Source organism: Bradyrhizobium sp. CER78, assembly GCF_029846235.1.
In the GTDB taxonomy this organism is placed as follows: Bacteria; Pseudomonadota; Alphaproteobacteria; order Rhizobiales; family Xanthobacteraceae; genus Bradyrhizobium.
In genome coordinates, this window is the sequence record NZ_JARVWP010000021.1 from 1 (window position 1) to 23,833 (window position 23,833).

At 65.4% G+C, this 23,833-nt stretch carries 26 protein-coding genes; 17 read left to right on the plus strand and 9 right to left on the minus strand.

All coding sequences use genetic code 11. From position 1 onward, the window contains the following. Positions 1 to 214: 214 nt before the first annotated feature. From QDT69_RS31760 to QDT69_RS31800, 9 genes are all read left to right on the plus strand, one after another. On the plus strand, positions 215 to 397 hold the full coding sequence (locus tag QDT69_RS31760) for a hypothetical protein (protein ID WP_279710411.1): 183 nt from the start codon (positions 215 to 217) through the stop codon (positions 395 to 397). A gap of 5 nt (positions 398 to 402) precedes the next feature. Then, positions 403 to 1,158: an ABC transporter ATP-binding protein gene (locus QDT69_RS31765; protein ID WP_279710412.1), complete on the plus strand. Its 756-nt coding sequence runs from the start codon at positions 403 to 405 to the stop codon at positions 1,156 to 1,158. 5 nt (positions 1,159 to 1,163) lie between these two features. Continuing rightward, positions 1,164 to 2,033 (plus strand): metal ABC transporter permease, encoded by an 870-nt coding sequence (locus tag QDT69_RS31770; protein WP_279710413.1) that lies wholly within the window; start codon positions 1,164 to 1,166, stop codon positions 2,031 to 2,033. A gap of 2 nt (positions 2,034 to 2,035) precedes the next feature. After that, positions 2,036 to 2,908 (plus strand): zinc ABC transporter substrate-binding protein, encoded by an 873-nt coding sequence (locus QDT69_RS31775; RefSeq protein WP_279710414.1) that lies wholly within the window; start codon positions 2,036 to 2,038, stop codon positions 2,906 to 2,908. A 145-nt stretch (positions 2,909 to 3,053) separates the two neighbouring features. Continuing rightward, positions 3,054 to 4,109, plus strand: a complete 1,056-nt coding sequence (locus QDT69_RS31780) for a GTP-binding protein (RefSeq protein WP_279710415.1) — start codon at positions 3,054 to 3,056, stop codon at positions 4,107 to 4,109. Further along, the gene (locus QDT69_RS31785) at positions 4,109 to 5,128 is read left to right on the plus strand and encodes a WD40 repeat domain-containing protein (RefSeq protein ID WP_279710416.1); all 1,020 of its coding nucleotides are present in this window, start codon (positions 4,109 to 4,111) and stop codon (positions 5,126 to 5,128) included. Before QDT69_RS31780 ends, QDT69_RS31785 begins: the two co-directional genes overlap by 1 nt. A 51-nt stretch (positions 5,129 to 5,179) precedes the next feature. Next, positions 5,180 to 5,896 carry an MgtC/SapB family protein gene (locus tag QDT69_RS31790; RefSeq protein WP_279710417.1) on the plus strand — a complete coding sequence of 239 codons (717 nt, stop codon included), beginning with the start codon at positions 5,180 to 5,182 and terminating at the stop codon, positions 5,894 to 5,896. Positions 5,897 to 6,078: 182 nt separating this feature from the next. Continuing rightward, on the plus strand, positions 6,079 to 6,411 hold the full coding sequence (locus QDT69_RS31795) for a hypothetical protein (protein ID WP_279710418.1): 333 nt from the start codon (positions 6,079 to 6,081) through the stop codon (positions 6,409 to 6,411). A gap of 118 nt (positions 6,412 to 6,529) precedes the next feature. Then, a complete protein-coding gene (locus tag QDT69_RS31800; RefSeq protein WP_279710419.1) occupies positions 6,530 to 7,270 on the plus strand; it encodes an acetoacetate decarboxylase in 741 nt (246 codons plus the stop codon). A 67-nt stretch (positions 7,271 to 7,337) separates the two neighbouring features. Here the strand turns inward: QDT69_RS31800 and QDT69_RS31805 are convergent, their stop codons facing one another. From QDT69_RS31805 to QDT69_RS31830, 6 genes are all read right to left on the minus strand, one after another. Next, on the minus strand, positions 7,338 to 8,780 hold the full coding sequence (locus QDT69_RS31805; protein ID WP_279710420.1) for a homospermidine synthase: 1,443 nt from the start codon (positions 8,778 to 8,780) through the stop codon (positions 7,338 to 7,340). Positions 8,781 to 8,820: 40 nt separating this feature from the next. Next, positions 8,821 to 9,210: a RidA family protein gene (locus QDT69_RS31810; RefSeq protein WP_279710421.1), complete on the minus strand. Its 390-nt coding sequence runs from the start codon at positions 9,208 to 9,210 to the stop codon at positions 8,821 to 8,823. A gap of 100 nt (positions 9,211 to 9,310) precedes the next feature. After that, positions 9,311 to 9,478, minus strand: a complete 168-nt coding sequence (locus QDT69_RS31815; protein ID WP_167351880.1) for a hypothetical protein — start codon at positions 9,476 to 9,478, stop codon at positions 9,311 to 9,313. Positions 9,479 to 9,488: 10 nt separating this feature from the next. Beyond that, positions 9,489 to 10,097, minus strand: a complete 609-nt coding sequence (locus tag QDT69_RS31820; protein WP_279710422.1) for an N-acetyltransferase — start codon at positions 10,095 to 10,097, stop codon at positions 9,489 to 9,491. 130 nt (positions 10,098 to 10,227) lie between these two features. Continuing rightward, positions 10,228 to 11,370 (minus strand): type III PLP-dependent enzyme, encoded by a 1,143-nt coding sequence (locus QDT69_RS31825; protein WP_279710423.1) that lies wholly within the window; start codon positions 11,368 to 11,370, stop codon positions 10,228 to 10,230. A gap of 663 nt (positions 11,371 to 12,033) precedes the next feature. Next, a complete protein-coding gene (locus QDT69_RS31830) occupies positions 12,034 to 12,294 on the minus strand; it encodes a hypothetical protein (RefSeq protein WP_279710424.1) in 261 nt (86 codons plus the stop codon). 129 nt (positions 12,295 to 12,423) lie between these two features. Between QDT69_RS31830 and QDT69_RS31835 the strand changes: the two genes are divergently transcribed. Genes QDT69_RS31835 through QDT69_RS31845 form a run of 3 tightly spaced genes read left to right on the plus strand, consistent with a single transcriptional unit; the run spans position 12,424 to position 16,258 of the window. Beyond that, positions 12,424 to 14,499, plus strand: coding sequence for a M3 family metallopeptidase (locus QDT69_RS31835; protein ID WP_279710425.1), 2,076 nt, complete (start codon positions 12,424 to 12,426; stop codon positions 14,497 to 14,499). 23 nt (positions 14,500 to 14,522) lie between these two features. Next, positions 14,523 to 15,149, plus strand: a complete 627-nt coding sequence (locus QDT69_RS31840) for a DUF1007 family protein (protein ID WP_279710539.1) — start codon at positions 14,523 to 14,525, stop codon at positions 15,147 to 15,149. After that, positions 15,140 to 16,258, plus strand: coding sequence for a nickel/cobalt transporter (locus QDT69_RS31845; RefSeq protein ID WP_347952175.1), 1,119 nt, complete (start codon positions 15,140 to 15,142; stop codon positions 16,256 to 16,258). Before QDT69_RS31840 ends, QDT69_RS31845 begins: the two co-directional genes overlap by 10 nt. A gap of 177 nt (positions 16,259 to 16,435) precedes the next feature. Here QDT69_RS31845 and QDT69_RS31850 read toward each other — a convergent pair whose 3' ends face one another. Then, positions 16,436 to 16,834 carry an MAPEG family protein gene (locus QDT69_RS31850; RefSeq protein ID WP_279710427.1) on the minus strand — a complete coding sequence of 133 codons (399 nt, stop codon included), beginning with the start codon at positions 16,832 to 16,834 and terminating at the stop codon, positions 16,436 to 16,438. A gap of 113 nt (positions 16,835 to 16,947) precedes the next feature. Here QDT69_RS31850 and hemH point away from each other — a divergent pair, with 113 nt between their 5' ends. The 3 genes from hemH (at position 16,948) to QDT69_RS31865 (ending at position 19,811) form a co-directional block, all read left to right on the plus strand. Then, positions 16,948 to 17,985, plus strand: a complete 1,038-nt coding sequence (gene hemH / locus QDT69_RS31855; protein WP_279710428.1) for a ferrochelatase — start codon at positions 16,948 to 16,950, stop codon at positions 17,983 to 17,985. A gap of 183 nt (positions 17,986 to 18,168) precedes the next feature. Next, complete coding sequence (locus QDT69_RS31860) at positions 18,169 to 19,173, plus strand: SPFH/Band 7/PHB domain protein (protein ID WP_279710429.1); 1,005 nt, start codon at positions 18,169 to 18,171, stop codon at positions 19,171 to 19,173. A gap of 191 nt (positions 19,174 to 19,364) precedes the next feature. Beyond that, on the plus strand, positions 19,365 to 19,811 hold the full coding sequence (locus QDT69_RS31865) for an NfeD family protein (protein WP_279710430.1): 447 nt from the start codon (positions 19,365 to 19,367) through the stop codon (positions 19,809 to 19,811). Here the strand turns inward: QDT69_RS31865 and QDT69_RS31870 are convergent. After that, positions 19,808 to 20,143: a helix-turn-helix domain-containing protein gene (locus QDT69_RS31870; protein WP_279710431.1), complete on the minus strand. Its 336-nt coding sequence runs from the start codon at positions 20,141 to 20,143 to the stop codon at positions 19,808 to 19,810. The genes QDT69_RS31865 and QDT69_RS31870 overlap by 4 nt on opposite strands. A gap of 87 nt (positions 20,144 to 20,230) precedes the next feature. Between QDT69_RS31870 and QDT69_RS31875 the strand changes: the two genes are divergently transcribed. Next, positions 20,231 to 20,797 (plus strand): carboxymuconolactone decarboxylase family protein, encoded by a 567-nt coding sequence (locus QDT69_RS31875; RefSeq protein ID WP_279710432.1) that lies wholly within the window; start codon positions 20,231 to 20,233, stop codon positions 20,795 to 20,797. A 65-nt stretch (positions 20,798 to 20,862) separates the two neighbouring features. On the opposite strand, the gene QDT69_RS31880 is transcribed toward QDT69_RS31875, so the two are convergent. Further along, the gene (locus QDT69_RS31880) at positions 20,863 to 21,870 is read right to left on the minus strand and encodes a KpsF/GutQ family sugar-phosphate isomerase (RefSeq protein ID WP_279710433.1); all 1,008 of its coding nucleotides are present in this window, start codon (positions 21,868 to 21,870) and stop codon (positions 20,863 to 20,865) included. A 246-nt stretch (positions 21,871 to 22,116) separates the two neighbouring features. On the opposite strand from QDT69_RS31880, the gene QDT69_RS31885 reads away from it, so the two are divergent. Then, positions 22,117 to 23,793: an outer membrane beta-barrel protein gene (locus QDT69_RS31885; RefSeq protein WP_279710540.1), complete on the plus strand. Its 1,677-nt coding sequence runs from the start codon at positions 22,117 to 22,119 to the stop codon at positions 23,791 to 23,793. Positions 23,794 to 23,833: the final 40 nt, after the last annotated feature.

Below are 23,833 nucleotides of genomic sequence, written 5' to 3' on the forward strand. Positions count from 1 at the left end.
TGTCGGAGAGAGCTGCACACGGGTCGGCTTGCCCGGATGGTCGCCCCGGTCGGCCGGCGGCGCGTTCCAGGGCCGGCCTGTGCGCGATCCCCGCCGGGGGTTCCATCCGGGCGGATCCCGCGCCGGCGCGGCTTAAATCCCTCCCGGTTTTGCGGATCGGCCATGAGTTCCGCGTTTGTAGACTCGCGTTATGTTATAATATAACAGTCTTTCCATGGCGCATACGCACACCCACGACCACCACCATCACGGCCACGGGCACAGCCATGGCCCGGCTGCGCATCCGGCCCAGACTGCGCACTGGTCGATCCTGCGCATGCCGGTGCCGGCCCGGCTGCTCGCCGCGCTCGCGGTCTCTGCCGGCCTGTGGGGCGTGGTCTGGCTGGCGATGAGGTGAGACCTGTGGCTGCTCTTGTCACCTTCCGCGACGTCACCCTCGGCTATGACCGCCACCCGGCGGTGCATCATCTCAACGGCGCCGTCGAGGCGGGCGCGCTGCTGGCCGTGATCGGCCCGAACGGCGCCGGCAAGTCGACGCTGCTGCGCGGCATTGCCGGCGTGCTCAAGCCGCTGTCGGGCGTGATCGATCTCGACGGGCTCGAGCACCGTGACATCGCCTATCTGCCGCAATCCGCCGACATCGACCGGACGTTTCCGATCTCGGTATTCGATTTCGTCGGCACCGGGCTGTGGCGCTCGACCGGCTTCTTCGGCGGCATCGGCAGGGCCGCGCGCGGCAAGATTTTGGCAGCGCTCGCCGCGGTCGGCCTCAACGGCTTCGAGAACCGGCCGATCGGCACGCTGTCCGGCGGCCAGACCCAGCGCATGCTGTTCGCACGCGTGCTGCTGCAGGACGCCCGCCTGATCGTGCTCGACGAGCCGTTCAATGCCATCGATGCCAAGACCACCGCCGATCTCCTGGCGCTGGTGAAGCGCTGGAACGGCGAGGGGCGTACGGTGCTGGCGGCGCTGCACGACCTCGACATGGTGCGCAACAATTTCCCGGAATCGCTGTTGCTGGCGCGCGGCCCGGTGGAATGGGGCCCGACCGCGCAGACGCTGACGGCGGACAATCTGACGGTCGCGATGCGGATGTGCGAGGCGTTTGACGACAGCGCCGCGGCCTGCGGCGCCGATCCGCGCTCGAGGGCTGCCTGACGCCGATGCTATCAGACGCGCTGATCACGCCCTTCATCGAATTCGAGTTCATGCGCCGCGCGCTCGCGGCCGTGATCGCGCTGTCGCTCGGCGGTGCGCCGATCGGCGTATTCCTGATGCTGCGGCGGATGAGCCTGGTCGGCGACGCCATGGCGCATGCGATCCTGCCGGGCGCTGCGATCGGCTTCCTGCTGTCAGGACTCAATTTGTTCGCGATGACGACCGGCGGATTGATCGCGGGCTTTGCGGTGGCGCTGCTCGCCGGCCTCGTCGCCCGCACCACCGAATTGAAGGAGGACGCCTCGCTGGCAACCTTCTATCTGGTCTCGCTCGCGCTCGGCGTCACCATCGTGTCCATCAAGGGCACCAATATCGACCTGCTGCATGTGCTGTTCGGTAATATTCTGGCGATGGACGACCAGACCCTGCTGGTGATCGCGTTCAATGCCACCCTCACGTTGCTGGTGCTCGCGGTGATCTATCGGCCGCTGGTGATCGAATGCGTCGATCCGGTGTTCCTGCGCACCGTGAGCCGGGCCGGCGCGCCGGCGCATCTCGCCTTCCTCGCGCTGGTCGTGGTCAACCTCGTCAACGGCTTTCACGCGCTCGGCACCTTGCTCGGCGTGGGGCTGATGATCCTGCCCGCGGGCATCGCGCGGTTCTGGTCGCGCGACATCACCACCATGATCTGCATCGCGGTCGCGAGCGCCATGCTGTCGGGCTATGCCGGGCTGGTGCTGTCGTACCAGACCCGGATTCCCTCCGGCCCCGCGATCATCCTGGTTGCGGCGGGGCTCTATATCTTGTCGTTGCTGTTCGGCAATGTCAGCGGCCTGGTGCGGCAGCTGTTTCCCGGCCGCCATCTCGAGGCATGATGATGCGGCGTTTGCTTGGGTTGATCGGTCTGGCGCTGGTGCTGGCGAGCGGCACGGCGCGCGCCGCCGATCGCATCAATGTCGTCGCGAGCTTCTCGATCCTCGCCGACATGGTGCGCAATGTCGGCGGCGACAGCGTCGACGTGACGGCGCTGGTCGGTCCCGATGGCGATGCACATGTCTACGCGCCGACGCCGGCCGACGCCAAGAAGGTCGCCGACGCCAGGCTGCTGGTCATCAACGGCCTCGGCTTCGAAGGCTGGCTGCCGCGGCTGTTGCAGGCCTCCGGCAGCAAGGCGCCGGTCGCGGTAGCGACCAAGGGCATCATGCCCCGGAAGATGGGCGGCCATGACGATCCGCATGCCTGGCAATCCGTCGCCAATGCCAAGATCTACGTGGTCAATATTTGCGACGGGCTGATCGCCGTGGCCCCCGACCAAGCGGCCGTCTTCAAGGCCAATGCCGACGCCTATCTGGCCAAGCTCGAGGCACTCGACCGCGAGGTGCACGAGGCGGTGGGGCGCGTGCCGGAGGCGCGGCGCAAGGTGATCTCGACCCACGGCGCATTCGGCTATTTTGCCGACGCCTACGGGATCACGTTCTTCTCGCCGCTGTCGGTCTCCACCGATTCCGAGCCCAGCGCGCGCGATATCGCGGCCATCATCGCCCAGATCAAGGCCGCGAAAATTCCGGCAGTTTTTCTCGAAAATATCAGCGATCCCCGCCTGATCGAGCGGATCGCGGCCGAGACCGGTGCCCGGGTCGGCGGCACCCTTTATTCGGACAGTTTGACGGGCGAAAAGGGCGATGCACCCACTTACATTGATATGGTCAGGCACAATATAAAGGCCCTGACCAGCGCGCTCGCCGACTAGGGGCAGGGGCCTCCCTGCCGGGGTCGAGCGCGTATGGCATGATCCGGAAAAGTGGGAACCGGTTTTCCGAAAAGATCATGCCCAAACAAAGAGTTGAGATCATGATGCGATTTGGCATCGTGAGTTCAACGTTCCCGGAGTTGTTATGGCTGAAGCTTCGCAAAAAATTCCTGTGACCGTGCTGACGGGCTATCTCGGCGCCGGCAAGACCACGCTGCTGAACCGCATCCTGTCGGAAAACCACGGCAAGAAATACGCCGTCATCGTCAACGAATTCGGCGAGATCGGCATCGACAACGACCTCATCATCGGCGCCGATGAGGAAGTGTTCGAGATGAACAATGGCTGCGTCTGCTGCACGGTGCGCGGCGACCTCGTCCGCATCATGGACGGCTTGATGAAGCGCAAGGGCAAGTTCGACGCTATCATCGTCGAGACCACCGGCCTTGCCGATCCGGCGCCGGTCGCGCAGACCTTCTTCGTCGACGAGGACGTGCAGAAGAACGCCCGGCTCGATGCCGTCGTCACCGTTGCCGACGCCAAGTGGCTGAGCGATCGCCTCAAGGATGCGCCGGAAGCCAAGAACCAGATCGCGTTCGCCGACGTCATCGTGCTGAACAAGACCGACCTGGTCTCCAAGCCCGAGCTCGCCGAGGTCGAGGCCCGCATCCGCGGCATCAACCCCTATGCCAAGCTGCACCGTACCGAGCGTTGCCAGGTCGGGCTGACCGACGTGCTGGAGCGCGGCGCGTTCGACCTCGATCGCATCCTGGAGATCGAGCCGGATTTCCTCGAGGCCGGCGACGATCACGACCATGATCACGATCATCACCATCACGACCATGATCACCAGCACCATGATCATGATCACGGCCATGGCGGGCTGAAGCACTATCACGACGAGGACATGCAATCGCTGTCGCTGCGCTCGGAGAAGCCGCTCGATCCCACCAAGTTCATGCCCTGGCTGCAGAACCTCGTCGCCACCGAGGGCCAGAAGATCCTGCGCTCGAAGGGCATCCTCGCCTTCACCGGCGATGACGACCGCTACGTGTTCCAGGGCGTCCACATGATGCTGGAGGGCGACCACCAGCGCAAATGGAAGGACGGCGAGAAGCGCGAGAGCCGCGTCGTGTTCATTGGTCGCGAACTGCCTGAGCAAGCGATCCGCGACGGCTTCGAGCAGTGCATCACCACGTGATGAAAGAGTTCGATCCGGGCGAGGCCCTTTCTTCCATCGTGTCGATCACCGACCGCGTCAAGCACCTTCCGCTCGGCGCGGCGGTCGGTTCGGTGCATTTCCTCGGCGACCGCGCGTTCTTCGTCGGCGCCGAGGAGAGCGTTGCGATCGCCACCCTGGAGGGCGAGATCACGCGCACCGAGACGCATTTCGGCGCCATCCTGTGTGCGGCCTCCGACGGCAAGCGGCTCGTCACCGGCGGTGACGACGGCAAGCTGCTCGCGATCGACGCCAGGGGCGAGATCTCGACGGTGGCGACCGACGCCAAGCGGCGTTGGATCGACAACGTCGCGCTGCACAGCGACGGCACCGTGGCATGGTCGGCGGGCAAGACCGCCTTCGTGCGCAATCCCAAGGGCGAAGAGAAAACCTTCGAAGTGCCGTCGACCGTCGGCGGACTGGCGTTCGCGCCGAAGGGCCTGCGGCTTGCGATCGCGCATTACAACGGCGTGACGTTGTGGTTTCCCAACATGGCCGCCAATCCGGAATTCCTGGAATGGGCCGGCTCGCACCTCGCGGTCTCCTTCAGTCCGGACAACAAATTCCTCGTCACCGCGATGCACGAGGCCGCGATGCATGGCTGGCGGCTCGCCGACAACCGGCACATGCGGATGAGCGGCTATCCCGGCCGCGTGCGCTCGATGTCGTGGAGCGTCGGCGGCAAGGGGCTCGCGACCTCGGGCGCCGATACCGTGATCGTCTGGCCGTTCACCAGCAAGGACGGGCCGATGGGCAAGGAGCCGGCTATGCTGGCGCCGATGCCGGCGCGGGTCGCCGTGGTCGCCTGCCACCCGAAGAACGATATCATGGCGGTCGGCTATGCCGACGGCACCGTGCTGATGGTCCGGCTCGAGGACGGCGCCGAGATCCTGGTGCGCCGGAATACCGGCGCGGCGGTGTCCGCGCTGGGTTGGAATGCCAAGGGCACGCTGCTCGCCTTCGGCACGGAAGATGGTGACGCGGGCATTTTGGAAATGTAAGAGATCGCTGCATCCGAAGCGTATTCGAGCGAACTGAGTACCGGCAGCGTCATGCGATTCCTCACGACATTCCAGCTCGCCGATTTCATCGACACGCTGATCAGCCTGACGTCGGCCTTTGTGCTCGGCACCCTGATCGGGGCCGAGCGGCAGTACCGGCAGCGCACTGCCGGGCTGCGCACCAACGTGCTGGTCGCGGTCGGGGCGGCCGCCTTCGTCGACCTCGCGATGCATCTGGCCGGCGCCGACGGCGCGGTGCGGGTGATCGCCTATGTGGTGTCCGGAATCGGCTTCCTCGGCGCGGGCGTCATCATGAAGCAGGGCATGGACGTGCGCGGCCTCAACACCGCGGCGACGCTATGGGCCTCGGCCGCAGTCGGATCCTGCGCCGGCGCCGACCTCGTGGCGCAGGCGGCGGCGCTGACCGTGTTCGTGATCGCCGGCAACACGCTGCTGCGTCCGCTGGTTAACGCCATCAACCGCATCCCGCTGAACGAGAAGGCGCTGGAGGCGACCTACTATTTCAAGGTCGTGGTCACCCCGGAAATGCTGCCCGACATGCGCGACGCCGTCGTGGAGAAGCTCGAGGCCGCGAACTATCCGGTCGCCGATGTCAACGTGGTCGAGGCCGGCGACGACTTCCTCGAGATCGTGGCGGAGCTGGTCTCGACCGCGGTCGAGCCCAACGAGCTGAACGCCGTGGTGGTCGACATCCAACATCAGCCCGGCGTGCGCCACGCGACCTGGGAAATCAGCACCACGGATTAGAGCGTTTTCGAGCGAAGTGGATACCGGTTCGCGTGAAGAAAACGCGTCAAAACAAAATCAAGAGCCCCGTTCCGATTCAATCGAACGGAAACGGCTCTGAGGCCAGGTTCCCGCAGGCCGCGCCCAGGAACCATGCGGTAACCGGATCGTTGATCTCGCTGACACGACGCGGGGTGAACGAGATGGCTGCGGATCGGACCAGCTTGCGGAAGGACATCCTGATCGCCTCGACCTTGGTCGCGGCCGGCGTCGCGATCGCGGCGCTGGCACTGCATGCGATCAACGCATCTGCGCCGCAAGAACTGGCGCAGGCGACCCAGCCGCTGCAGTCGTCGCCGACGCCCGAGCCACAGAAGACGACGGCACCTGCCGAATCGAAGCCGGGGGGCGAACGGCCGACCACGCCGGCGCCGCAACCTGCTCGTCCCGACGACGAAGCGCAGAAGGCCGGCGCCAAGCCGATGCTGCCGCCAGCGCCCGCCGAGAAGACCGCCCCGCCGATCGAGAAGAAATAGCCTCTCGGGTCAGCGCATGTGACGCGCATTTGACTGCTGCTGCCGATTATACGGTCTCGCCTCCGTCATCCCAGCCCGTCATAATCCGTCGTCTTGCCAACGACAGATGGGGCCTTTCATGAAGATCGAGGACGTCCGGCGCACCGCCTATTCGATGCCGCTCACCAACCCGTCGTTTCCGCCGGGGCCGTACCGGTTCTTCGACCGCGAATATTTCATCATCACCTACAAGACCGACCTGGAAGCGCTCCAGGCCGTGGTGCCGGAGCCGCTCGAGGTCGCCGAGCCCGTGGTGAAGTATGAATTCATCCGCATGCCGGACTCGACCGGCTTCGGCGACTACACCGAGACCGGGCAGGTGATCCCGGTCCGCTTCAGGGGCGAGGAGGGCGCCTACACCCACGCGATGTATCTCGACGACGAGGGCCCGATCGCCGGCGGCCGCGAGCTGTGGGGATTTCCGAAGAAGCTGGCGAGGCCCAAGATCGAGGTCGAGAGCGACGTGCTGGTCGGCTCGCTGCACTACGGCTCGGTGCTCTGCGCCTCCGCCACGATGGGCTACAAGCACCGCAAGGTCGACCACGACACCGTGCTGAAATCGATGACGGCGCCGAACTTTATTCTCAAGATCATCCCGCATGTCGACGGCAGCCCGCGGATCTGCGAGCTGGTGCGGTTTCATCTCGAGGACATCACCTTGAAGGAGGCCTGGACCGGCCCCGCCGCGCTCGGTCTCTTTCCCCACGCGCTGTGCGACGTCGCCCGCCTGCCGGTGCGTGAGGTGGTCTCGGCGCTGCATTTCAAGGCAGATCTGACGCTCGGCCTCGGCTCGGTCGCGTTCGACTACATGGCGAGATGAGCCGCGCCAGACAGCAAAATGCCCGGCGTGAGGCCGGGCATTTTCGTTCTCAAGGCGCGCTTCGCGGTCAGCGCACCAGGATATTCTTGAACTGCCAGGGATCCGACGTGTCGATATCTTCCGGGAATAGTCCCGGACGATCCGTCAGCGGGGTCCAGTCGGTGTAGAAACCCTTCACCGGGCCGAGATACGGCAGCTGGATTTCCAGCAGGCGATCGAAATCCATCTCGTCGGCCTCGACGATGCCTTCGTTCGGATTTTCCAGCGCCCACACCATGCCGCCGAGCACCGCGGAGGTCACCTGCAGGCCGGTCGCGTTCTGATAGGGCGCGAGCTCGCGGGTCTCTTCGATCGAGAGCTGCGAGCCGTACCAGTAGGCGTTGTTGTCGTGGCCGAACAGCAGCACGCCGAGTTCGTCGATGCCGTCGACGATCTCGTTCTCGTCGAGGATGTGGTGCTTCTCCTGCATCTTCGCGGCGCGGCCGAACATCTCATGCAGCGACAGCACGGCGTCGTCGCAGGGATGATAGGCGTAGTGGCAGGTCGGCCGGTAGATCGCCTTGCCCGATGCGTCACGCACCGTGAAATAATCGGAGATCGAGATCGACTCGTTGTGCGTGACGAGGAAGCCGTACTGCGCGCCGCGGGTCGGGCACCAGGTCCGCACCCGCGTGTTGGCGCCGGGCTGCATCAGATAGATCGCAGCGCCGCAGCCGGCTTCGTGGGTATGCGCATTCTCGGGCATCCATTTTTCATGGGTGCCCCAGCCGAGTTCGGACGGCTGCACGCCTTCCGACAGGAAACCCTCCACCGACCAGGTGTTGACGAAGACATCGGGCTCCTTCGGCGACTTGGCGCGCTGGGTGTCGCGTTCGGCGATGTGGATGCCCTTGATGCCGGCCTGCCGCATCAGGTCCGCCCATTCGCCCTTGGTCTTCGGCCGCGGCGCATTGAGCTTCAGATCGGCGGCGACATTGAGCAGCGCCTGCTTGACGAAGAAGGAGACCATGCCGGGATTGGCGCCGCAGCAGGAGACGGCCGTGGTCGAGCCCGCCGGGCGCGCCTTCTTGGCGGCCAGCGTCACTTCGCGCAGCGCGTAGTTGGAGCGTGCTTCCGGGCCCTTCGACGCATCGAAATAGAATCCGAGCCAGGGCTCGTTGACGGTGTCGATATAGAGCGCGCCGACCTCGTTGCAGAGCTCCATGATGTCGGTCGAGCCGGTATCGACCGAGAGATTGACGCAAAAGCCCTGGCCGCCGCCTTCAGTGAGCAGCGGGGTCAGCAACTCGCGATAATTATCCTTGGTCACGGCCTTCTGGATGAACTTGACGTTCTGCTGCTCGCAGTGCGCCTTGCGGCCCTCGTCCTTGGGATCGATCACGGTGATGCGCGACTTGTCGTAATCGAGATGCCGCTCGATCATCGGCAACGTGCCTTTGCCGATCGAGCCGAAGCCGATCATGACAATGGGGCCGGTGATTTTCGCGTAGATCTGCGAGGAGGGGCTCATCATTTTCTCCAGGAGAACGCCTAGCGGCGGGTAGAGTGGATCAGGGGTTGCGACGCTTTGCGGTGACTTCGATTTCGACCTTCATCTCGGGCTTGTAGAGCCCCGCGACGATCAGCAGCGTCGCGGCCGGGCGGATGTCGCCGAGGACCTCGCCGCAGACCGCAAAATGGGCGTCCGCGTCACGGGCATCGGTGAGGTAATAGGTCGTGCGGACGATGTCTGCCATCGCAAAGCCTCCCTCCTTGAGGGCGGCCTCGATGGTCTTGAAGCAGTTCCGTGACTGGCTCGTGACATCTGAGGGCATCGTCATCGTGGTGTAGTCGTAGCCGGTGGTTCCCGCGACGAAGGCGAAGTCGCCGTCGATCACGGCACGGCTGTAGCCGGCGGTCTTCTCGAACGGCGAGCCGGTGGAAATCAGGCGGCGGGACATGCTGGACCTCGAAAAAGGCTTTGCGCGGGGTTTACGGGCATTTTTGGCGCCCGCGCAACCCCTTGGAGTCTGACCTGGGCTTCTGGCCGGCGGCCGGTGGTTAGCGGGACTGCTGCGTGGTGTCAGGCGGCGAGGGCGGCGAGCCGGCCCAGCGGCGGATCAGGATGTCCCTGACGATCATGACCGAGATCAGGACCAGCATGACCGTGGTGACGAGGCCGCGCCAACGCGGGCGCGCGCCGTCGATTGCGGGAAGGTTCTCCGACATGGCGCCCGCCCTACGCCGCGTGCGGCACGGCGAACGGTGCCTTCCGGGTACGGGCGGCCCTGCTCTTGCTGGGCAGCAATGCGCCGGTCGGCACGATCATGCCCCAGGCGCCGTCGAGCGCGCCCTCGACCAGCTCGAGGCCGAGCAGCCGCTCGCGCGCGAAGGCGCCCGGCAGCGACAGCTCCCCGGTCTTGGCGGCGGTGAAGCCGAAACGGGCGTAATAGGGCGCATCGCCGAGCAGGATCACCGCGCCATGGCCCCGGGTCTTGGCGACAGCCAGCGCGCGCCGCATCAACGCGGCGCCGACGCTGAGGCCGCGGCAGCCGTCATCGACTGCCAGCGGCCCCAGCATCAGCGCGCTGCGGCCCCCCGCGCTGACGTGCCACAGCCGCACGGTTCCAACCAATCGGCCGTCCTGGCGCACGGCCGCAAGGCTCAGGCCTTGAGCCGGCGCGCGTCCGTCACGCAGGCGCTGGCAGGTCCGCGTATGGCGATCCTCGCCAAAGCAGGCATCCAGCAGCGCTTCGCGCGCGACGACGTCCGAGGCACGCTCCGCACGGATCGCGAACGGGGCGGCTTCTCGGATGAGGGCAACGGGGGTGTTCCGTTTTGCAGTCATGGCACGTCAGTCCTCGCTTGCAACGGCATGTCGTACGCCGCGGCAAGCGTCGTTCAGAAAAATCAAAAATGATCGGGAAGGAGCCGGCGGGGCCGGCTCCCGGTTTATCAGGCCTCGATCGGGAGGCGGCTTAGATGTGGTAGGTCTTCAGCGGCGGAATGCCGTTGAACGCCACCGACGAGTAGGTCGACGTATAGGCGCCGGTGCCTTCGATCAGCAGCTTGTCGCCGATCTCGAGCGTCACCGGGAGCGGATACGGCAGCTTCTCGTACAGCACGTCGGCAGAGTCGCAGGTCGGGCCCGCGAGCACGCACGGCGTCATGTCCGCCCCGTCATGCGGAGTGCGGATGGCGTAGCGGATCGACTCGTCCATCGTCTCGGCGAGACCGCCGAACTTGCCGATGTCGAGATAAACCCAGCGCACTTCGTCCTCGTCGCTCTTCTTCGAGATCAGAACGACTTCGGTCTCGATGATGCCGGCATTGCCGACCATGCCGCGGCCCGGCTCGATGATCGTCTCCGGGATCTGGTTGCCGAAATGCTTGCGCAACGCGCGGAAGATCGACCGGCCATATTGCAGCACCGGCGGAACGTCCTTGAGATACTTGGTCGGGAAGCCGCCGCCCATGTTGACCATGGTGAGGTTGATGCCGCGCTCGGCGCAGTCACGGAACACGGTCGAGGCCATCGCCAGCGCGCGGTCCCACGCCTTCACCTTGCGCTGCTGCGAGCCGACATGGAACGAGATGCCGCACGGCTCGAGCCCAAGGCGCTTGGCGAGGTCGAGCACGTCGACCGCCATCTCCGGGTCGCAGCCGAACTTGCGCGACAGCGGCCATTCGGCGCCGGCGCAGTCATAGAGGATGCGGCAGAACACCTTGGCGCCGGGAGCGGCGCGCGCGACCTTCTCGACCTCGGCGGCGCAGTCGACAGCGAACAGGCGAATGCCGAGCGCGAAGGCACGCGCGATGTCGCGCTCCTTCTTGATCGTGTTGCCGTAGGAGATGCGGTCCGGGGTCGCACCGGCGGCCAGCGCCATCTCGATCTCCGCGACGGTCGCGGTGTCGAAGCAGGAGCCGAGCGTGGCCAGCAGCGACAGCACTTCGGGCGCAGGGTTGGCCTTCACCGCGTAGAACACGCGGCTGTCCGGCAGCACCTTCGCGAAGGTCTGGTAGTTGTCGCGCACGACTTCGAGGTCGACGACGAGGCACGGCTCGGTGTCGAGTCCATCCTGGCGGCGGTTGCGCAGGAATTCCTGGATACGTTCGGTCATGGCACTCTCCAACGGCCCCAGCGACGGGATCCGCATCAACGTGACGTCGGATAAGAGCGCTTCGGCCACATCGCGCGATGGAGGCGCGTTGAGGCCAAGAGACTCAAACCAGACTGTGCTGCCGTGGATTGGTTGGGAGAGTTTCCCGCCCGCTCACCTGGCAATGAAGGACAAGCCTTTTCAGTAGCCCGCGCCGGCGTTGGACCGCCGGTAGAGACCAAAAAAGCCCGATCCGTCGTTGCTTTAAGTCGCGTCCCCCGTTGAGAGCGGGGTGCGCCGGTTCGCCTCCGGCTGCCAGTCACGGTTGCAAAGAGTGGTGAGACCTTCAACAAGGCATCCCTGGAGAGAGATGCTGGCCGCCTCGTGTCCTCTCGGACGTAAGCGACCCTCGGTTCTTCCACCCCTTGGCGGCTGTCCGGCCTCTTGTCCGGATACCTACCGACTGACACACGACCACAGGCACGTGCGAAATTGGGCAAGGCAGGAAATAAGTCTTTTGACTTCGCGGCGCAAGAATTTTTTTGCGATAGCGGCAAATTTCCCTAACGCGTGCTTGCGATCTCGCGCGCAGCACGTGTTGGAGATGAACAGCTGTTAAGAATGACTAACGAAGCGTGTGCGTTTTAGCCCTGTGCCGCAGCGCTTTCTTGAATCGCGTAAAGCTCACGCGCGACGCGTGAACGGCTCGACGCGTTGCGCAGCGCGGATGAAGGCGATCATGATCAGGACGCCGAGGCCGAACAGCACGGCTTGCAGGATGTGCGCAGCGGTGTCGCCGAGTCCGAGCAGGATCGCGAGCGCCCAGCCGCCCGCAAACGCCGCGCCGAACACTTCGGCGCCGATCAGGATCGCTGCCGAGATCACGGTGATGACGCTCGGCCAGTAGATCCGGCTGTTGGCTGAGGCGGTGGGCTGCATGGTCATGAAATAGGTCCTGTTCAGGGGCGCAATCTCTCCGAAAAGTGCCCATCTATCAAGCGCAAAAGGCCCAAAAATGCCGTATCGCGTGATATAGATTAGGCCGCAATTTCAAGGCGAAAAACGGGATATTCGATGTCAGAGACCAGCGCAGAAGCCATTGCCAACCCCCTCCTGAAGGCGTGGCAGACGCCGCTCGAGACGCCGCCCTTCGCCGAGATCAAGCCGGAGCATTTCCTCCCCGCCTTCGAGCAGGCCTTCGCCGACCATTCGGCAGAAGTGGCTGCGATCACCCACGATCCGGCGCTGCCCGACTTCGACAACACCATCACGGCGCTGGAGCGCTCCGGCAAACTGCTGTCGAAGGTTTCGGCCGTGTTCTACGACCTGGTCTCGGCCCACTCCAATCCGGCGATCCTGGAGATCGACAAGGAGGTGTCGCCGAGGATGGCGCGGCACTGGAATCCGATCATGATGAACGCTGTGCTGTTTGGCCGCATCGCCATGCTGCACGAGAAGCGCGCTTCGCTCGGCCTGACCGGCGAGCAGATGCGGCTGCTGGAGCGCACCTATACCCGCTTCCGTCGCTCCGGCGCCGGGCTCGACGACGCGGCCAAGGCCCGCATGGCCGAGATCAACGAGCGGCTCGCCCATCTCGGCACCTCGTTCAGCCATCGTCTGCTGGGCGACGAGCAGGAGTGGTCCATGGAACTCGGCGAGGGCGACCGCGCCGGCCTGTCCGACACATTTGTGGCGGCCGCCAAGGCTGCGGCGGAAGAGCGCGGCATGCCCGGCAAGGCGATCGTGACGCTGTCGCGCTCCTCGGTCGAGCCGTTCCTGCAGAGCTCGCAGCGGCGCGACCTGCGCGAGAAGGTCTACAAGGCCTTCATCGCACGCGGCGACAACGGCAACGCCAACGACAACAATGCGACCATCGTGGAGATCCTCAGGCTCCGCGAGGAGACGGCGAAGATCCTGGGCTTCCCGACCTACGCCGCCTATCGCCTGGAGGATTCCATGGCGAAGACGCCGGAGGCGGTGCGCGGCCTGTTGGAGCGGGTCTGGAAGCCGGCGCGGGCGCGGGCGCTCGCCGACCGCGACGCGCTGCAGGAGCTGATCACGGAGGAGGGCGGCAATTTCACCCTGGCGTCCTGGGACTGGCGTTATTACGCCGAGAAGCTGCGCCAGCGCCGCGCCAACTTCGACGATTCCGCGATCAAGCCCTATCTGGTGCTCGACCACATGATCGAGGCCGCCTTCGACTGCGCCACCCGCCTGTTCGGCGTCACCTTCGAGGAGCGCAAGGACATCCCGGTCTGGCACCCGGACGTCCGGGTCTGGGAGGTCAAGGGCCGCGACGGCCAGCACAAGGCACTGTTCTACGGCGACTACTTCGCGCGGTCCTCGAAGCGCTCCGGCGCCTGGATGACCTCGCTGCGCGACCAGCAGAAGCTCGACGGCGACGTCGCGCCGCTGGTCATCAATGTCTGCAACTTCGCCAAGGGCGCCGACGGCGCGCCATCGCTGCTGTCGCCCGACGATGCGCGGACCCTGTTCCACGAGTTCGGCCATGGCCTGCACGGCATGCTCTCCAACGTGACCTACCCGTCACTGTCGGGGACCTCGGTGTTCACCGACTTCGTCGAGCTGCCCTCGCAGCTTTACGAGCACTGGCAGGAGCGGCCCGAGGTGCTGCAGCGCTTCGCCCGCCACTACCAGACCGGGGAGGCGTTGCCTGACGATTTGCTCACGCGCTTCCTCGCTGCGCGCAAGTTCAACCAGGGCTTTGCCACCGTGGAGTTCGTCTCCTCGGCGCTGGTCGACCTCGAGTTCCACACCCAGCCGGCGGCGGCGAGCTGGGATGTCCGCGCCTTCGAACAGAAGGAGCTGGAGAAGATCGGCATGCCGGCCGAAATCTCGCTGCGGCACCGGCCGACCCAGTTCGGCCACATCTTCTCCGGCGACCACTATGCGTCGGGCTACTACAGCTACATGTGGTCGGAGGTGATGGACGCCGACGCCTTCGGCGCCTTCGAGGAGGCCGGCGACATCTTCGATCCCGCCACCGCGAAGCGGCTGCATGACGACATCTATTCGTCGGGCGGCTCGCGCGATCCGGAGGAGGCCTATGTCGCCTTCCGCGGCCGCGAACCCGAGCCGGATGCGCTGCTGCGCCGCCGCGGCCTGCTCGAGACATCAGAGGCGGCCTGAAGGTGCGGCCGTCACTGAACCGGCTGATCGCCGGGTTCGTGCTCGCGGTGTCCGCCGTGCTCGGCACGGCGACTGCCGAGGCGCATCCGCATGTCTGGATCGTCGCAAAGAGCGAGTTGGTCTACGCGCCTGACGGCACCATCACCGGCGTCCGCCACGCCTGGACCTTCGACGACATGTTCTCGACCTACGCGTTGCAGGGCATCGAGACCAAGGTGAAGGGCGCCTACAGCCGCGAGGAGCTGGCGCCGCTGGCCCAGACCAATGTCGAGTCGCTGAAGGAATACGCCTACTTCACCTTCGCCAAGGGCGACGGCAAGAAGCAGAAATTCACCGAGCCGGTCGACTACTTCCTCGAATACAAGGACTCGGCGCTGACGCTGCACTTCACCCTGCCGGTGAAGACGCCGTTCAAGGCCAAGCAGCTTTCGCTCGAAGTGTTCGACCCGACCTACTTCATCGACTTCCAGTTCGCCGAGAAGGAGCCGGTCAAGCTGGTCGGCGCCGCTTCCGACTGCAAGATGCAGTTCGAACGGCCGAATGACGGGTCCGCCGCAGCGCAGAAGCTCGGCGAGCAGAACTTCCTCGACGGCGGCAACGCCAATTTCGGCATGATGTTCGCCAACAAGATCACGGTGGATTGCCCATGACGCCGATTGCCTCTCGCCTGATGCGCGGCTTCGCTGTCAGCGCTGCGGTGCTCGCGGCATTCGCGCTGCTCGACGGCGCGGTCCATACGCTGCTGGCGCAAAATCCGTTCGGCGCGCCGCGCGCAGCGGAGCCGCAGGGCGGGCTGGTCGGCTGGCTATTGGCAAAACAGTCGGAGTTCTATCGCGAGATGTCGCAGACGATGCGCGCCGCGAAATCCGACGGATCAGCGGTCTGGACGCTGCTCGCGATCTCGTTTGCCTATGGGATCTTCCATGCCGCAGGGCCCGGCCACGGCAAGGCGGTGATCTCGTCCTACATGGTCGCCAATCGCGAGACCGCGCGGCGCGGCATCGTGCTGTCGTTCGCCTCGGCGCTGATGCAGTCGCTGGTCGCCGTTCTGATCGTGGGTGTCTGCGCCTGGCTGCTCAATGCAACGGCGAAGACGATGTGCGGGGCGGAGAAGGCGATCGAGATCGCCAGCTATGCGCTGATCGCAGCCTTCGGCGCCCGGCTGGTCTGGGTCAAGGGTGGCGGCTTCCTCCGCACGCTGCAGGTGCCGCGTCCGGCGCTGGCGATGGCCGGCGCGCAGCAGCACGGTCACGACCACCGTGATCACGACCACCACGATCATGGCCATGAACACCATCGTCACGCGCATGACGATCACGGCCATCATCACGATCATGGCCGCGGCCATGACGCGGATCATGTCCATGACGAGCATTGCGGCCATTCGCACGGGCCGACGCCGGCCGAACTTGCCGGTCCCGGCGGCTGGCGGCGCGGCCTCAGTGCGATCCTCACGGTTGGGATCCGGCCGTGCTCGGGCGCGATCCTGGTGCTGGTGTTCGCGCTGGCGCAGGGCCTGTTCTGGGCCGGTATTGCCGCGACCTTCGTGATGGGGCTCGGTACCGCCATCACGGTGGCGGCGATCGCGCTGGTTGCGGTGTCGGCGCGCGGCGTGGCCGAGCGGCTCAGCGGCGCGCGCGACGGCGGCGGCATGGTGATCATGCGCGGCCTGGAATTCGCGGCCGCCGCGCTTGTGCTGCTGTTCGGGCTCGGCCTGCTGTTCGGCTATGTCGCGGCCGAACGGGCGACGTGTTTGTGAAGACCTTGGTCCCGATCTGTCCCGTGATCCGTCACCCCCGCGCAAAGGCTTCGCCTTTGTCGCTGGAGGAGCGCGTAGCGCGTCTCGAAGGGTCGACGGCCACCGACCGGGCCGTGCATCCTTCGAGACGCCGCTTCGCGGCTCCTCAGGATGACGGGGAGAGAGTTGAGTCGGGGCTCAGCTCGTCAGATATCCCCGTATCGCCGGCAGCAGGAAGATCGCGATGTTGATCGCAAAGCCGATGCTCCAGAGGATCGAGCGCAAGGTCGGGCGGTTGCCGATATAGGTGAAGACGTAGGCGATCCGCACGATCAGGAACAGCACCGCGAGCTCGTCGATCAGCCGCAGCGGGCCGACGCGGAATTCGGCGAGCAGCACGGCGAAGGCGAAGAACGGGAAGGCCTCGATGCCGTTCTGGTGAGCGCCGAGCGCCCGCGAGCGGATCGGGTCGTCGTAGAAATTGGGATCGCGAGGTTTCGAATTGTCGAAACCACGGATGCCGGCCCATTTCACCGACACGATCGTCAGCAGTGAGAGCAGCAGCGTCCCGAAGACGCACCATTCGGCGATCGTCATGGTTCCTCCCAATTCACGGAGCGGAACGTAGCCAACCGCCGCTTGGCTTGACAAGGTTGGAGCAACGCGCGAAGCCCAAAGCCCCCAGGCGAAGGACCAAGCGCAAAGCCATCATGAGCACGGTGATCCCCTTCGAGAGCGCGAAGCCCGCCGCGGCGCCGAAGTCGGAGCGCGTCGGCGTGCTCCTGGTCAATCTCGGCACGCCGGATACGGCGGATGCCGCGGGCGTGCGGGTTTATCTCAAGGAATTTCTGTCCGATCCGCGGGTGATCGAGGATCAGGGCCTCGTCTGGAAGCTGATCCTCAACGGCATCATCCTGCGCGTCCGCCCGGCCCGCAAGGCGCGCGACTATCTGAAGATCTGGAACACCGAGAAGAACGAGTCGCCGCTGAAGACGATCACGCGCTCGCAGGCCGACAAGCTGGCGGAGGCGATCGCCGATCACGACCATGTCGTGGTCGACTGGGCGATGCGCTACGGCAATCCGTCGATCAAGCAGCGCATCGAAGCGCTGGCGGCGCAGGGCTGCGGCCGGCTGCTGCTGGTGCCGCTCTATCCGCAATATTCCGCGGCGACGTCGGCGACTGTTTGCGACGAAGCGTTTCGCGTGCTGGCCGGCATGCGCGCGCAGCCGATCCTGCGGGTGACGCCGCCTTATTATGACGATCCCGATTACATCGAGGCGCTCGCGGTCTCGATCAATGACCATCTTGCGACGCTGCCGTTCCAGCCCGAGGTCATCCTCGCGTCGTTCCACGGCATGCCGAAGGAGTACGTCGACAAGGGCGATCCCTATCAGGCGCATTGCATTGCCACGACCAACGCACTGCGCAAGCGGCTCGGGCTCGATGCCTCGCGGTTGCTTCTCACCTTCCAGTCGCGTTTCGGCAATGCCGAGTGGCTGCAACCTTACACCGACAAGACGGTCGAGAAGCTGGCCAAGGACGGAGTGCGACGCATTGCCGTGGTCACGCCCGGCTTCTCCGCCGATTGCCTGGAGACGCTGGAGGAGATCGCGCAGGAGAACGCCGAGATCTTTCGGCACAATGGCGGCGAGCAGTTCGCGGCGATCCCTTGCCTCAACGACAGCGACGGCGGCATGGACGTGATCCGCCAGCTCGTGCTGCGCGAGCTTCAGGGCTGGATATAATAAGGCTGGAGCTGATTGTTAACGATCGGTGACACCGGACACAGCCATTCATTTGCATCTGGTAGTCTCGCAGCAGCTTCCTATGTGCTAGGTAGAACGACAGCCGGCTGAACCGGCGCGGCGGTCCTGCCGACCAATGCACGACCGCGCCCGGCGACGGTCTCGCCGGCCCTGGAGGACTTTATGACTGGCTTCGACATTTTCGCGATTGCGTTTGTTCTTCTCGTCATCGTCACGCTGTTCGCCGGGATCAAGACCGTTCCGCAGGGCTTTGACTGGACCATCGAGCGGTTCGGCAAATACACCCGCACGCTGTCGCCCGGCCTCAATTTGATCGTGCCGTATTTCGATCGCATCGGGCGCAAGATCAACATGATGGAGCAGGTGATCAACATCCCCGAGCAGGAGGTGATCACCAAGGACAACGCCACCGTGACGGTGGACGGCGTCGCGTTCTACCAGGTGTTCGATGCCGCGAAGGCGAGCTACGAGGTCGCCAATCTCAACCAGGCGATCACCGTGCTGACCATGACCAACATCCGCTCGGTGATGGGCTCGATGGATCTCGACCAGGTGCTGTCGCATCGCGACGAGATCAACGAGCGGCTGCTGCGCGTGGTCGATGCCGCGGTGTCGCCGTGGGGCGTCAAGGTCAACCGCATCGAGATCAAGGACATCGTGCCGCCGGCCGATCTCGTCGAGGCGATGGGCCGGCAGATGAAGGCCGAGCGCGTCAAGCGCGCCGACATCTTGCAGGCGGAAGGCCAGCGGCAGTCCGAGATCCTGCGTGCCGAGGGCGCCAAGCAGGGCCAGATCCTGCAGGCGGAGGGCCGCCGCGAGGCCGCCTTCCGCGACGCCGAGGCGCGCGAGCGGCTTGCCGAGGCCGAGGCCAAGGCGACCCAGATGGTGTCGGAATCGATCGCCAAGGGCGACGTCGCCGCGTTGAACTACTTCATCGCCGACAAATACATCAAGGCGTTCGGCCAGCTCGCGGAGTCGCCGAACCAGAAGGTCCTGATGCTGCCGATCGAGACCTCGAGCGTTCTGGGCTCGCTGGCCGGCATCGGCGAGATTGCCCGCGCCACCTTCGGCGAGAGCGCGGCATCCGCCAGCGCAGCGGCGCGGCGCGGCGGCTCGGTGCCGCCGGCTGGTCCGACCCCGCCACCGCCGGTGCCGTCGCAGCGGTGAGGTTTGTTGACGGAGGTTGTGCGGCATACTCACTTCACCTCTCCCCTTGTGGGAGAGGTCGGATTGCATCGACAGATGCAATCCGGGTGAGGGGTCTCTCTCCGCGGAGAGACTGTCACCCCTCACCCCGACCCTCTCCCACAAGGGAAGAGGGAGCGCGCCTCCGCTGGGGAGGCACTATAGAGGTCGTCATGGCCGAGATGTTTTCGACACTGGGTACCTGGAACTGGCTGATCTTCGGCTTCATCCTGATGGCGCTGGAGCTCGCAGCGCCCGGGGTGTTCCTGTTCTGGCTTGGGCTCGCGGCGCTCGTGGTCGGCCTGCTGTCGTTCGTGTTTACGCCGTCCTGGCAGATGCAGCTGTTGATGTTCGCTGTGTTCGCCGCGCTGGCGGTGCCGGCCTGGCGGCATTTTGCCAAAGGCGCGACCGCGGCGAGCAAGACCAATCCGTTCCTCAACCGCCGCAACGAAGCCCTGGTCGGCCGCGAGTTCACGCTGGAGAAGCCGATCATCGACGGCTCAGGCACGGTGCGGATCGACGACACGGTCTGGCGCGTCGCCGGCCCCGATGCGCCGGCCGGCAGCCGGGTCAAGGTCGTCCGCGCCGACGGCGCCAGCCTGACGGTGGCCGCGGTCTAGCTGCCAGCGTGCTTGCTCCAGCGCTCGGCGAAGCGATTGAGCGGCGTGAAGGTCGCAAATAGCTCCCGGCCGAGCGCGGTGAGGCTGTAACCATCATCCGTCAGCTCGACGAACCCGGCCTCGCGCAATTCGGTCAATCGCGTCTGCAGGATCGTCGGTGACGCCTCGTCGCAGGCGGTGCGCAGCGCGCGCGAGGTCAACGCGCCCTCGCGCAGCTCCCAGACGATGCGCAAGGTCCAGCGCCGGCCCAGCAGATCGAGCAGCGCCATGATCGGACGGCCGGACCGCGAGCCGCGGACGCCGGGTTTTGCGGTCGGAACCTGCTTCGCCATATCGCGAACCCTTCGTGAATCTCGCTTGCGTCGATCGCTACAGATATTGTAGCGTTGCTACATTAAATGTAGCAACGGGATCAGCCCATGTCACGCATCGCGCCGCTCGATCCGCCCTATGCGGCGGACATTCAACAGCATTTCGACCGCATCATGCGCGGCAAGCCGCCGCTGGTGCTGTTCCGCATGATGGCCGGCCATCCGCGCGCCTGGGAGAAGTTTCGCGGCGGCGGCCTGCTCGACCGCGGGCCGCTGTCGTTGCGGGAACGGGAGATCGTGATCGACCGCACCTGCGCGCTCAATGCATGCGAATATGAATGGGGCGTGCATGTCACCGCGTTCGGCGCGGCCGCCGGGTTGTCGGAGCAGCAGGTCCACGCCACCGTGCATGGTGCGGCCGATGCCGGCTGCTGGTCGCCGGCCGAACAGGCGATGATCGCGGCGGTCGACGCGCTGCATGCGCGCGCGACGTTGAGTGAGGCGGAATTCGCGGCGCTGTCGGCGCACTACGACGACGATCAGGTGCTGGAGATCATCCTGTTGTGCGGCTTCTACCGCACGGTCTCCTACCTCGCCAACGCGCTGGCCTTGCCGCTGGAGGCGACCGCGGCGCGGTTTCCGGCACAGCCACAGTCATTCCGGGGCGATGCATAGCATCGAACCCGGAATCTCGAGATTCCGGGTTCACGCTTCGCGTGCCCCGGAATGACGGAGCGAAATTACGCCACGCCCGCGCGCAGCAGATCGTGCAGATGGATGATGCCGACCGGCTTCTTCGCGTCGGTCACGATCAGCGTCGTGATCTGTGAGGCGTTGAGCAGTTCCAGCGCTTCGCCGGCGAGCGTGTCGCGGCTGATCGTCTTCGGCGTCCGGGTCATGACCTCGTCGACCGACAGCGTCAGCAGGTCGGGGCGCATCTGCCGGCGCAAATCGCCGTCGGTGACGATGCCGACGAGATGGCCGTGGCTGTCGACGATGCCGACGCAGCCGAAGCCTTTGGACGTCATCTCAACCAGCGCATCCGACATCTTGGTGCCGAGCGGCTTCAGCGGCAGCGCGTCGCCGCTGTGCATCAGGTCGCGGGCATATTTCAGCAGCGCGCCGAGCTTGCCGCCCGGATGCAGCACGCTGAAATCGGTCGAGGTGAAGCCGCGGCCCTCGAGCAGCGCGATCGCCAAGGCATCGCCGAGTGCCAGCATCATCAGCGAGGACGTGGTCGGCGCCAGATTATGCGGGCAGGCCTCGCGGGCCTTCGGCAGCGTCAGCTGCACGTCGGCGGCCTTGCTCAGCGTCGAATCCTTGTCGGCGGTCATCGCGATCAGCGGAATGCCGAAGCGTGCCGCATAGGCGATCAGGTTGCGCATCTCCGGCTGCTCGCCGGACCATGACAGCGCCAGGATCACGTCCTCGGCGGTGATCATGCCGAGGTCGCCATGGCTCGCTTCCGCCGCGTGCACGAAGAACGCCGGCGTGCCGGTCGAGGCGAAGGTCGCGGCGATCTTGCGGCCGATATGGCCGGACTTGCCGAGCCCGGTCACGATCAGCCGTCCCTTGGCCTTGCAGATCAGCTCGGCCGCCGCGGTGAACGGCGCGCCGAGGTCGGACTTGAGTGCCGCAGAGATCGCCGCGACGCCGCTTGCTTCGGCATCGAGGGTGCGGAGCGCCGACTGGACGGCGCCGTCATCGGGGCCGGATGATTTGGTCATCAGCGGTTTCGGTTTGGCCATTTCGGATTCCAGGGGAGGGGTTTTGCACCCGGGCGTCTCCCTTAGCACGTTCGATTCCGCGATGCGACGCGCGGCGGCGGATCCTCAACGGCTCATTAACCATAATTGTTTTAACTCCATTAACGACGTTTTTCGCCGCCCGGCGAGATGCGTACGTCAAGTGCATGAATTCGTTGGGGTATTTCCATCGTGTGGCGGCGGCCAGCAAGCGGCCCAAATCGACGTGGACGTCTCGTTCGCGTGGTTTTGCCATGCGTTGCGCTCGCTGCGACGACCGGGCTCGCCAACGCCCAGACCGTGACGCCGGATCTGTTCAGCCCGAACCGGCAGAGCCAGGTGATCACGCAGGATTCGCCGCTGCGCCGGACCACGGCCGACGCCATGGATCCGCTCAACGGCCTCAAGCTTCCGGACGGCGATTCCAGCCGGCGCGCCTCGTCGTCGGCAACACCATCGGAGCGTGTCGGACAGGTGCCGACCTACGGTCTTCCGGCCGCCAACGGCGCTTCGACATCAGGCTATGACTCGCTCAATCGAAAACGGCTGAAGCCGAAATATTACCCGGGCCAGGCCAAGCCGAAGCCGCCGCCGGGACCCGGCTCGCCGGTGCCCACGCCGCCGCCGCTGACCGCGGCCGGGCAGTTGCGGCTGTCGATCCCGCCGTCGGAGACCGCCAGCAAACCGCCGGTGCCGCCGGCGATGGCCGGCACCATCGTCGGCCAGCCGCCGCGCCGGCGGCTCAAGCTCGACGACGATCCGTTCGGCGCAGTCGGCGACTACGCCGGCTCGTTCATGGTCAAAACCGCGGCCGAGGTGATGGCCGGCTATGACACCAACCCGGGCCGGTTGAATTCGCCGCAGGGCAAGGCGTTCTACATGGTCGCGCCGGAATTCGTCGCGATGTCGGACTGGGAACGCCACGCCGTCGTCGCCGATCTGCGCGGCTCCTTCACCGGCTACGGCTCGCAGCTCACGCCGATCGACGGAACGCCGCTGTCGGCGCCGCTCGATGTCGACCGTCCGAGCTTCACCGGCCATATCGACGGCCGTCTCGATGTCAGCAAGGACACGCATCTCACGGCGCAGGCCCGCCTGCTGGTCTCGACCGACAATCCCGGCAGCCCGAACGTGCAGGCGGGCCTTGCCAAATATCCGCTCTACAGCACGGTCGGCGGCACCTTCGGCATCGACCAGCATTTCAACCGCATGCAGGTGTCGCTCGGCGCTACTGTCGACCGCACCGATTATCAATGGTCGAAGCTCACCGACGGCACCTCGTCATCGAACGACGACCGCAACTTCACCCAATATGGCGGCGTCGGCCGCATGAGCTATGAGCTGAATCCGGCCGTGAAGCCGTTCGTCGAGGTGGAGGGCGACAGCCGCTTCCACGATCTCTATCTCGACCGCAACGGTTACGCGCGCAATTCCTCGGGCGGTTACGTCAAGGCCGGCACCTCGTTCGAATTCACGCGGCTGCTGTTCGGCGAGGTCTCGATCGGCTATGCTAGGCGCGACTATGTCGACCCGCGGCTGAGCCCACTCGAAGGCTTGCTCACCACCGCCTCGCTGACCTGGACGGCGACGCCGCTGACCACCGCCAAATTCTATTCCGACACCCAGCTCGGCGAGACCACGCTGCCCGGCACCTCCGGCGTGCTGTCGCGCACCTACACCGTCGAGGTCGATCACGACTTCCGCCGCTGGCTGACCGCGATCGGCAAGTTCACCTACGGCACGCTCGAGTACAAGGGCGACAACCGCAATGACACGACCTACTCGGTGTCGGCCGACCTGATCTACAAGATGACCCGCAGCCTCTGGATCAAGGGCACCCTGCGCCGCGACTGGCTGGATTCGAATTTGGCCGGACAGAGCTCGGCATCGACGGTGGTGATGCTCGGCGTGCGGGTGCAGAACTAGCGGTGAGGATGCGTTAGTCGCTCCCCACATCAGGTGTCAT

Excerpts from the sequence above, each read along its gene's own strand:
- QDT69_RS31850 (WP_279710427.1), bottom strand. The coding sequence starts at position 16,834 with ATGACGATCGCCGAATGGTGCGTCTTCGGGACGCTGCTGCTCTCACTG.
- QDT69_RS31835 (WP_279710425.1), top strand. The coding sequence starts at position 12,424 with ATGTCAGAGACCAGCGCAGAAGCCATTGCCAACCCCCTCCTGAAGGCG.
- QDT69_RS31875 (WP_279710432.1), top strand. The coding sequence starts at position 20,231 with ATGTCACGCATCGCGCCGCTCGATCCGCCCTATGCGGCGGACATTCAA.
- QDT69_RS31815 (WP_167351880.1), bottom strand. The coding sequence starts at position 9,478 with ATGTCGGAGAACCTTCCCGCAATCGACGGCGCGCGCCCGCGTTGGCGC.
- QDT69_RS31805 (WP_279710420.1), bottom strand. The coding sequence starts at position 8,780 with ATGAGCCCCTCCTCGCAGATCTACGCGAAAATCACCGGCCCCATTGTC.
- QDT69_RS31830 (WP_279710424.1), bottom strand. The coding sequence starts at position 12,294 with ATGACCATGCAGCCCACCGCCTCAGCCAACAGCCGGATCTACTGGCCG.
- QDT69_RS31870 (WP_279710431.1), bottom strand. The coding sequence starts at position 20,143 with ATGGCGAAGCAGGTTCCGACCGCAAAACCCGGCGTCCGCGGCTCGCGG.
- QDT69_RS31800 (WP_279710419.1), top strand. The coding sequence starts at position 6,530 with ATGAAGATCGAGGACGTCCGGCGCACCGCCTATTCGATGCCGCTCACC.
- QDT69_RS31795 (WP_279710418.1), top strand. The coding sequence starts at position 6,079 with ATGGCTGCGGATCGGACCAGCTTGCGGAAGGACATCCTGATCGCCTCG.
- QDT69_RS31780 (WP_279710415.1), top strand. The coding sequence starts at position 3,054 with ATGGCTGAAGCTTCGCAAAAAATTCCTGTGACCGTGCTGACGGGCTAT.
- QDT69_RS31865 (WP_279710430.1), top strand. The coding sequence starts at position 19,365 with ATGGCCGAGATGTTTTCGACACTGGGTACCTGGAACTGGCTGATCTTC.
- QDT69_RS31775 (WP_279710414.1), top strand. The coding sequence starts at position 2,036 with ATGCGGCGTTTGCTTGGGTTGATCGGTCTGGCGCTGGTGCTGGCGAGC.
- QDT69_RS31770 (WP_279710413.1), top strand. The coding sequence starts at position 1,164 with ATGCTATCAGACGCGCTGATCACGCCCTTCATCGAATTCGAGTTCATG.
- QDT69_RS31760 (WP_279710411.1), top strand. The coding sequence starts at position 215 with ATGGCGCATACGCACACCCACGACCACCACCATCACGGCCACGGGCAC.
- QDT69_RS31790 (WP_279710417.1), top strand. The coding sequence starts at position 5,180 with ATGCGATTCCTCACGACATTCCAGCTCGCCGATTTCATCGACACGCTG.
- hemH (WP_279710428.1), top strand. The coding sequence starts at position 16,948 with ATGAGCACGGTGATCCCCTTCGAGAGCGCGAAGCCCGCCGCGGCGCCG.
- QDT69_RS31820 (WP_279710422.1), bottom strand. The coding sequence starts at position 10,097 with ATGACTGCAAAACGGAACACCCCCGTTGCCCTCATCCGAGAAGCCGCC.
- QDT69_RS31880 (WP_279710433.1), bottom strand. The coding sequence starts at position 21,870 with ATGGCCAAACCGAAACCGCTGATGACCAAATCATCCGGCCCCGATGAC.
- QDT69_RS31810 (WP_279710421.1), bottom strand. The coding sequence starts at position 9,210 with ATGTCCCGCCGCCTGATTTCCACCGGCTCGCCGTTCGAGAAGACCGCC.
- QDT69_RS31860 (WP_279710429.1), top strand. The coding sequence starts at position 18,169 with ATGACTGGCTTCGACATTTTCGCGATTGCGTTTGTTCTTCTCGTCATC.
- QDT69_RS31785 (WP_279710416.1), top strand. The coding sequence starts at position 4,109 with ATGAAAGAGTTCGATCCGGGCGAGGCCCTTTCTTCCATCGTGTCGATC.
- QDT69_RS31825 (WP_279710423.1), bottom strand. The coding sequence starts at position 11,370 with ATGACCGAACGTATCCAGGAATTCCTGCGCAACCGCCGCCAGGATGGA.